The organism is Mesorhizobium sp. M1348 (assembly GCF_040317925.1).
Lineage (GTDB): Bacteria > Pseudomonadota > Alphaproteobacteria > Rhizobiales > Rhizobiaceae > Mesorhizobium.
In genome coordinates this window covers 1-6,496 of sequence record NZ_JAMYLH010000067.1, presented here as the reverse complement: position 1 = coordinate 6,496, position 6,496 = coordinate 1, and the positions used below count along the sequence as shown (strand labels likewise).

Sequence of the window (6,496 nt, the reverse complement as noted above, 5' to 3'; positions counted from 1 at the left end):
GATGATCTGCTCTTCCGTAAACCGCTTTCTCTTCATCAGTCCGTCCTTCAATCGAGGCCGGACTCTAATCTCAGATGGAGGAAATTACCCGTGGCAGGTCACCGCCCAAAAAGTCAGTTTCGAATATTTCATTGTCTACTCCAGCTGGAACGTGCCCGGTGGCAGCCAGCTGGAAACCTGGCGGAGCCAATCAATTGAGATCGTGAAACACTCCACTTACGCCAATGGTTACGCTCGCGGCTCATCGGCCGTACATCGTCCGTCGCGGTCTATAATGGGTCGGCTGGCTGCTCCGCGTCGGCGCAATCCTGAATGCCGAAGGACTGGCGCGGCATGGACCGGGCAAGCGCAGGTCGCCTTGGCCTCGGCCTGGTCACGGCGTTGTCTATCGTAAGCAGATATTCATCGGCCGGAACTTCGGGCTTGGCGAGCTTGCGCACGGCCCACAGCGTTTTGGTATATTCCTGGCTGGGCGAGGCGAGCATCTGGCGGCAAATGACTTAACCAGTCCCATCTCGTCCTCCCTTTGCGTGTTCGACATATTCACCGGATGAATAGCGCCAACCCGAGTGCGCCGCCGTGTCCGCTCAATGACCAGATCATGATTTACATTAGGCTTATCTGATATGGATAGTAGGCAACGACCAAAATAGCCGCGCACACCAGCAAGCCCGGTAAAGAGACCTGCATTGTTGATCGAGCCTCCCGCTTGGTTTGGCCCTGGTTATGCGCACGCAGGACGCTGTTCGACGGCTCATCTTTCGGCAGGGGGGTATTCCGGGCAAGAGAGCCAAAGGGCGTAGCCTAAGATCCCGCAACTGCAGGACGCGGCAGGCACTCCTCCTTACGGTGGATACTCGGAGGCTTAACCGCCCTTGCAGCACTCCTAGCTAAACGCAGTTTACCTCATTCAAACAGATGAGGACAGTAGGCCAGCCCGCCCCTAGGGTAACAGGTCGTTCTGTCGAAATTATCTGGGAGATAATGGAGATTTATATTGAAGGTGATGGGAAATAGAAGCAACCTCGTGATACTCCATGCAAACATTAATGCAGTTCATAAGCTCTCATCCCATAGGGGGGGACATTGTCGAAGAACGAGTGGGGGAACGACGATTTTCTCGGTGTTACCGCAAAAATCTACAAACCCCATTCGGTGATATGCCGCCAGGATGACGACAACAGCGAGATATTCATCGTAAAATCGGGTTGGGCTATCCTTTACCAGGGATTACTGGACGGAGAACGGCAGATCATCGACACTCCTCTTAGGGGGGACATTGTCGGTTTCCGTGGTGCGGACGGACCCCGTCTAGCGTCACTGGCGGCCATAACCGAACTAGCCGTTTATGAAATTTCCAGTAAGGAACTGGTAGAGGCGATCTTGTCGGACGGCCGCCTCGGCAAGAAGATCGCCTCCTCCGTGGCCCGCCTGAACGCCATCCTTGCCGAACATCTCATGAATACCGGGCGGCGGAACGCGATGAGGCGCACGGCCCATTTCCTGCTCGAGTTGGAGGAGAGGCTCTCCATGGTTGGGCTGTCGGCCCATGGAAGATATGATTGTTCCCTTACCCAAAATGAACTGGCCGACATTCTTGGAATGACCACCGTTCACGTCAACCGAACATTAAGGGAACTTCGCAAGGCCGATCTCGTCTCTTTCAAGTCAGGCCATGTAGAGGTGATCAACCGCAAGAAGCTGGTTGAAACAGCCGGATTCGATAAAGAGTATCTCAGGTAACGGGTGTCTCTGTTCGAGCGGCAGTGCATCGGCCATCAGTAAATTTTCCGCTGGGAGAGACGACGTTTGCGGACAACTGGTCGTGCGCCGCATACCTGGCAGGGCCGCGTATGTCTCGACGGCGGCAGCCGCGACGGCAACACGGTCTGTCGCGAGGACCGGCGCGCTGCCGAAATATATGCAAGTGCCCACCGCGGCAAGCGTATACCGGCTTCGTACCGACCGCTCGGACAACCGTCGATGAACCTTTGGAAACAGCCCGTCACGGACTCAGACATGCCTAACAAACGGTTAACCGTCCTCATCGCTGAGCCGGTTAGGACGAAACCCGCTAGCCGCCCTGAGGTCCCTTCATGGCCCCCCACTGGTTCAACCCTCCGGTCCCCGTCAAGACCGAGCGTCTCGGGATCATCCGCAACGTCAACAACGCCGAGGCAGCCGGCGAGGAGCTGATGAAGTGGACCAAGCGTGGCCCTTGCTGGGACCTCGCGGTGCGCGTTTGCATCGCAGTGATTTTCGACGAGATGGAACCTGAGGAGGCCCGCAAGGCATTCCTGGCTGCTGCAAAAGAGGAGGGGACGTTACTCCCCCCAAGGACAACTAGCTAAATTGGATTGCGGTATGAGGTTCTATGTGTCTCTGACCAACACCGCCTCGCGAAAGGAGCCCGTCGCCGGTGAGGGAGAGGCGATGGCCCCCCACAGTGGCTGCACATCCACGAAGAATCGACCGCTGCGAGCTCTAAACCCGCGAGGGCCTACATCGTTCCCTCATCCGCGCCTACGCGAGTTGCGGCTGACTGGGAAGGGACGCCCCGAACATGACAAAGAGAAACAAAGAAGGTCATGCGTCTGTCTCCAAAGCAGTTCGGAAATTGATTCATTCGGAAGACAATCGTCGTCACATACACAAGCTGTTAAGGCTAGAAGTCGAACCAGAACTGCCGCCGACCCTAGCGTCATTACTCGCGGCTATTGATCGGGCCAAACAGGGGCCGACCGAAGAAGGTGCCTAGCGGGCTGGCTAAGCGTTAAACAGAGGCTCGCTCCGTGCTGGTTTCTCTGATCCCCTCTTAGAAAATTTCCTACAAACATTCCCCTTGATTTTTCCCGACACAGGATCATCAATGTTCCCTTGGATTATCGCTGAGGTGGAGGCCTCGGATGATCGCGAGCAGGTATTTCACGCGATCATGAGCAGCCGCTTCGACCGACCTGTTCATTGATTCAGGTGTTTGCGGCTGCGTCAAGAGCGGGGGCAGCGAAAGCCCTGTTCGGGATGCGGCCGGTCAGCGATGACAGTCTGGAAGAAGGCGGCGGTGGAAAGCCCGATCCTCTCGCCGGCCGCGATCAGTTCCCCCGGCGTCCACTTGCCGTAGCGGCGATGCGCGCTCGGCATGTGATCGGCAACGGTCGTATGGCCGCGCCGGTTGGGCGCACGGGCGTGCTGGCGATCCGCTGCCCCTTGTGGAAGACTTCGACGGTCTTGTCGGCGACCCGCACATCGACGAGCTCGCGGATCAGGCGGTAGGGCGTGGAATACCAATGCCCGTCAACCTCGATGTGATAGTCGGGCGCGACGCGGCAACGCTTCCAGCGCGCAAAGACGTATGGCTGGTCCGGCAGTTCCCTGTCGATCTCGGCGAAGAGTTCGGCGCGGCTGGAGCCGAAGCCGCGCATCTGGCGGGCGTTGAGTTCGGCGACGAGCAGGCGGATGGCGGCGTTCAGCTCCGCCAGACAAAAGAAGCGCTGATTGCGTAGCCGCGCCAGGACCCAGCGCTGGGCAATTTGCACGGCAACCTCGACCTTTGCCTTATCCTTCGGGCGTCTCGGCCTCGCCGCGAGCACTGCGGTGCCGTAATGGCTTGCCATCTCGGCATAGGTTCGGTTGAGGCCGGGGTCGTAGTGATCGGGGTTGGTGACGGCAGCCTTGAGATTGTCGCAGATCACGAACTTCGGCACGCCGCCCAGAAAGGCAAAAAGGTTCGTGTGCACGCCGATCCAGTCGGCTCGGGCACGCCTCGGCGTAGGTGTAGTTCGAGGCGCCCATCGCCGCGACGAACAGCTTCATGGGGTGCGCTTCGCCCGGTGACGGGGTCGAAGATGTCGATAGTGTCGCCAGCGAAATCGACAAACACCTTCTCGCCGCCCAGATGCGTCTGGCGCATCGTCAGGCGCGCGCGCCCTTTCCAGGCCTCGAAGGTCGTGCAAAACCACGTATAGCCCAAGCCATCAGGGTTGGCAGCGCAACTCCTTCTCCACATAGCTCCAATGGGGCACCGGCCGCCGAGGGCTTTGCGAAGCCGCCTTCGGCGCCGGGAAGAGCAGCAGCTCAAGCCCTTCGTCATCCATCCCCTCGGGCAGCGGCCAGCTCAGCCCGGCAAGACGGGCACGCCGCAGGTAACCATGCACGACCCCATTGCTCACCCCGAGCGTGCGCGCGATGGCGCGCTCGGTCAGGCCTTGGGTTGCGGCTCGGGAATAGCTCGGCAGCATCACGCCGCGGCGCTTGCCCACCCGCCACCAGGCGCGCAACAGATGGAGCAGTTGCGGCGACAGCATGGCGTGACGATCCTTGCGCCCCTTGCCCTGCTCGACACGGATCAGCATGCGCGTCGAGTCGATATCGGTCACCCTGAGCGCCACGATCTCGGAGACCCGCAAGCCGGCCCCGTAGGCCGTGCCGAGGGCGGCCTTGTACTTGGGCCCGGGTGCAGCTTCGAGCAGCCGCGCCACCTCCTCGACGCTCAGCACCAGCGGCAGCTTGCGCGGCTGGCGGACGACGGCGAGACGGCGCGCGAGATCGAGCCGGTCGAGCGTCACGGTGAAGAAGAAGCGCAGCGCCGAGACCAAGCTGTTGATCCCCGGCGGCCGCATGCCGCTCTCGGTCTGGTGCACTTGGAAACGGCGCAGGTCCTCAGCCGTCGCAGTATCAGGCGATCGCTCGATAAAGGCTGCAAACGCCTTCACGCAATGGATATAGTTACGGCGCGTATTCTCGGTGAAACCGCGCAGAGACATGTCTTCGATCATGCGCTCGCGAAGCGGGCTGCCGGATGGATGCGAAGGGACGGTCATCGGATGCTCCTCTCAGGCTGAAGGTTGACACTTCATGCTCGGAGGCCGATGGCCGTCCGTCACCCCTGATCGATCACCTCACCGATGCTGCCGATAAAGCGCAAGCCTCGAAGCCCGCGCCATCCCGCGAGCGGATCGTTCACTGACCCCTAATGGTCATTCCGGAGGCGAGATTGCAGGTCCGAATCGGATTGAGAAAACGGACGTTCGGCCATCCTATCTGCGCCGACCGTCGCGCCACCCCGCTGGCGAGACGCCCGTGAGCCTCTTGAAACCCCGACTGAAGGCCGCCTCCGCCGGCCTACAAGCCTACGGTGAAGGCCGCCTTGTCGCCTTAGGACGAACATTGCAAGTCCGGGGAATAATCCTGGGAGGAATCCTATGACGATTCCGCGCGTGGAAGTGATCACCTCGGTGCAGCGCCGGCGGCGCTGGTCGCGGGCGGTGAAGGAGCGGCTGGTTGCGGCGCGTTCGAGCCCGGCGTCACGGTATCGGAGGATTCGCAGTATCGTGTGCCGGCTACGTCAACCGATTTGCGACATCTCCCAAATTTCTCGTGAAATGTTGGGGATAACCGTACTGGCCGCATTGCGACGGAATGGGTGTCCACTACACGATTAGGCCTTGGTGGGGTAACCGCAAGAATGTTGAGAGAACGAGGTGCCCATCAATGGCTGCGACGGATCTTCCTGGCGATTGGACCGGACAGTACGAGGGATCGAAACTGAACCTCTCGGGGTTCAAGCTCTCCTTTTCTGACGAGTTCAACACGCTTGATGTTGTGCCGAACAACGGCATCGGCAAGTGGTTCGCGCCGGTACACGCCCCCTACGGGGCCGCTACGTTCATGTCGCCGGTGGGAGCAACGAATCCGTTCTCTGTCTCTGACGGGAAGCTGACCATTACCATGAAGCAGGCGGGCGGCGTCTGGCAGTCGGGAACGATGCAAACGGTTAACAGCGCCGGCCAGGGTTTCGCGCAAGTGAACGGGTATTTCGAGATGCGCGCCGCCTTTCACGGCGGGGCGGGAGCCTGGCCGGCTTTCTGGATGCTGCCGCAGGATACCTCCGTACCGCGTCCTGAGGTCGACATCGTTGAAGCGTATGGCGGCGATCCTGATGGTCATCACCGGGCGGTGCACTTGCGCACTTCGGAAAGTTACGCTCGGGGCGACTATACGCGCCTGGCCGATTCGATGTTCGATGGGGCGTTTCACACCTACGGCGCGAGGATCACGACGGACTGGATCACCGTCTACTATGACGGCCAAGAGTTGAGCCGCTTTCCAATGAACGAGTTCTTCCGCACGCCACTTTATATGGTGGTCTCGCTGGCCATGAATCCCAAAGAGGTCGAGCAGGCGTCCGGCACGTACAAGATGGTCGTCGACTACGTCCGCGCCTATGCCGCGCCGAACGTGATGGAGCAGCACCTGACCGGGACGGATGCGGCGGATATCCTGAAGGGCGGCAATTTTGATGACGTTCTGGACGGCAGAGGTGGTGCTGACAGAATGTCCGGCGGTCTGGGCAACGATACCTACCGCGTCGATAACGCATTCGACGTAGTCATTGAGGCTTCGGGCGGCGGTCACGACAGGGTGTGGACCTCTGTGAGCTATGCGCTTTCGGCCGGCTCGGAGATTGAACTTCTTGCCACCACCAACGCGTCCGGCA

Annotated in this window: 3 protein-coding genes and 2 pseudogenes; 3 read left to right on the top strand and 2 right to left on the bottom strand. The window is 60.0% G+C overall.

The window, feature by feature from the left end; all coding sequences use genetic code 11:
• Positions 1-1,086 precede the first annotated feature (1,086 nt).
• Together NKH13_RS35350 and NKH13_RS35345 are read left to right on the top strand one after the other, a co-directional pair.
• Positions 1,087-1,743, top strand: coding sequence for a Crp/Fnr family transcriptional regulator (locus tag NKH13_RS35350; RefSeq protein ID WP_352917458.1), 657 nt, complete (start codon positions 1,087-1,089; stop codon positions 1,741-1,743).
• A 353-nt stretch (positions 1,744-2,096) separates the two neighbouring features.
• Positions 2,097-2,351, top strand: a complete 255-nt coding sequence (locus tag NKH13_RS35345; protein WP_352722186.1) for a DUF982 domain-containing protein — start codon at positions 2,097-2,099, stop codon at positions 2,349-2,351.
• A 652-nt stretch (positions 2,352-3,003) separates the two neighbouring features.
• Here the strand turns inward: NKH13_RS35345 and istA are convergent.
• A pseudogene (istA, locus tag NKH13_RS35340) lies at positions 3,004-4,238 on the bottom strand (IS21 family transposase); the annotation flags it as partial.
• 18 nt (positions 4,239-4,256) lie between these two features.
• Positions 4,257-4,775, bottom strand: a pseudogene (locus tag NKH13_RS35335) (tyrosine-type recombinase/integrase); the annotation flags it as partial.
• 715 nt (positions 4,776-5,490) lie between these two features.
• Here NKH13_RS35335 and NKH13_RS35330 point away from each other — a divergent pair.
• On the top strand, positions 5,491-6,496 hold a 1,006-nt coding region (locus NKH13_RS35330), incomplete at its 3' end, for a glycoside hydrolase family 16 protein (protein ID WP_352917456.1).

Bases quoted from the DNA above. Each gene is read 5' to 3' on its own strand.
- NKH13_RS35345 (WP_352722186.1), top strand. From the start codon at position 2,097: ATGGCCCCCCACTGGTTCAACCCTCCGGTCCCCGTCAAGACCGAGCGT.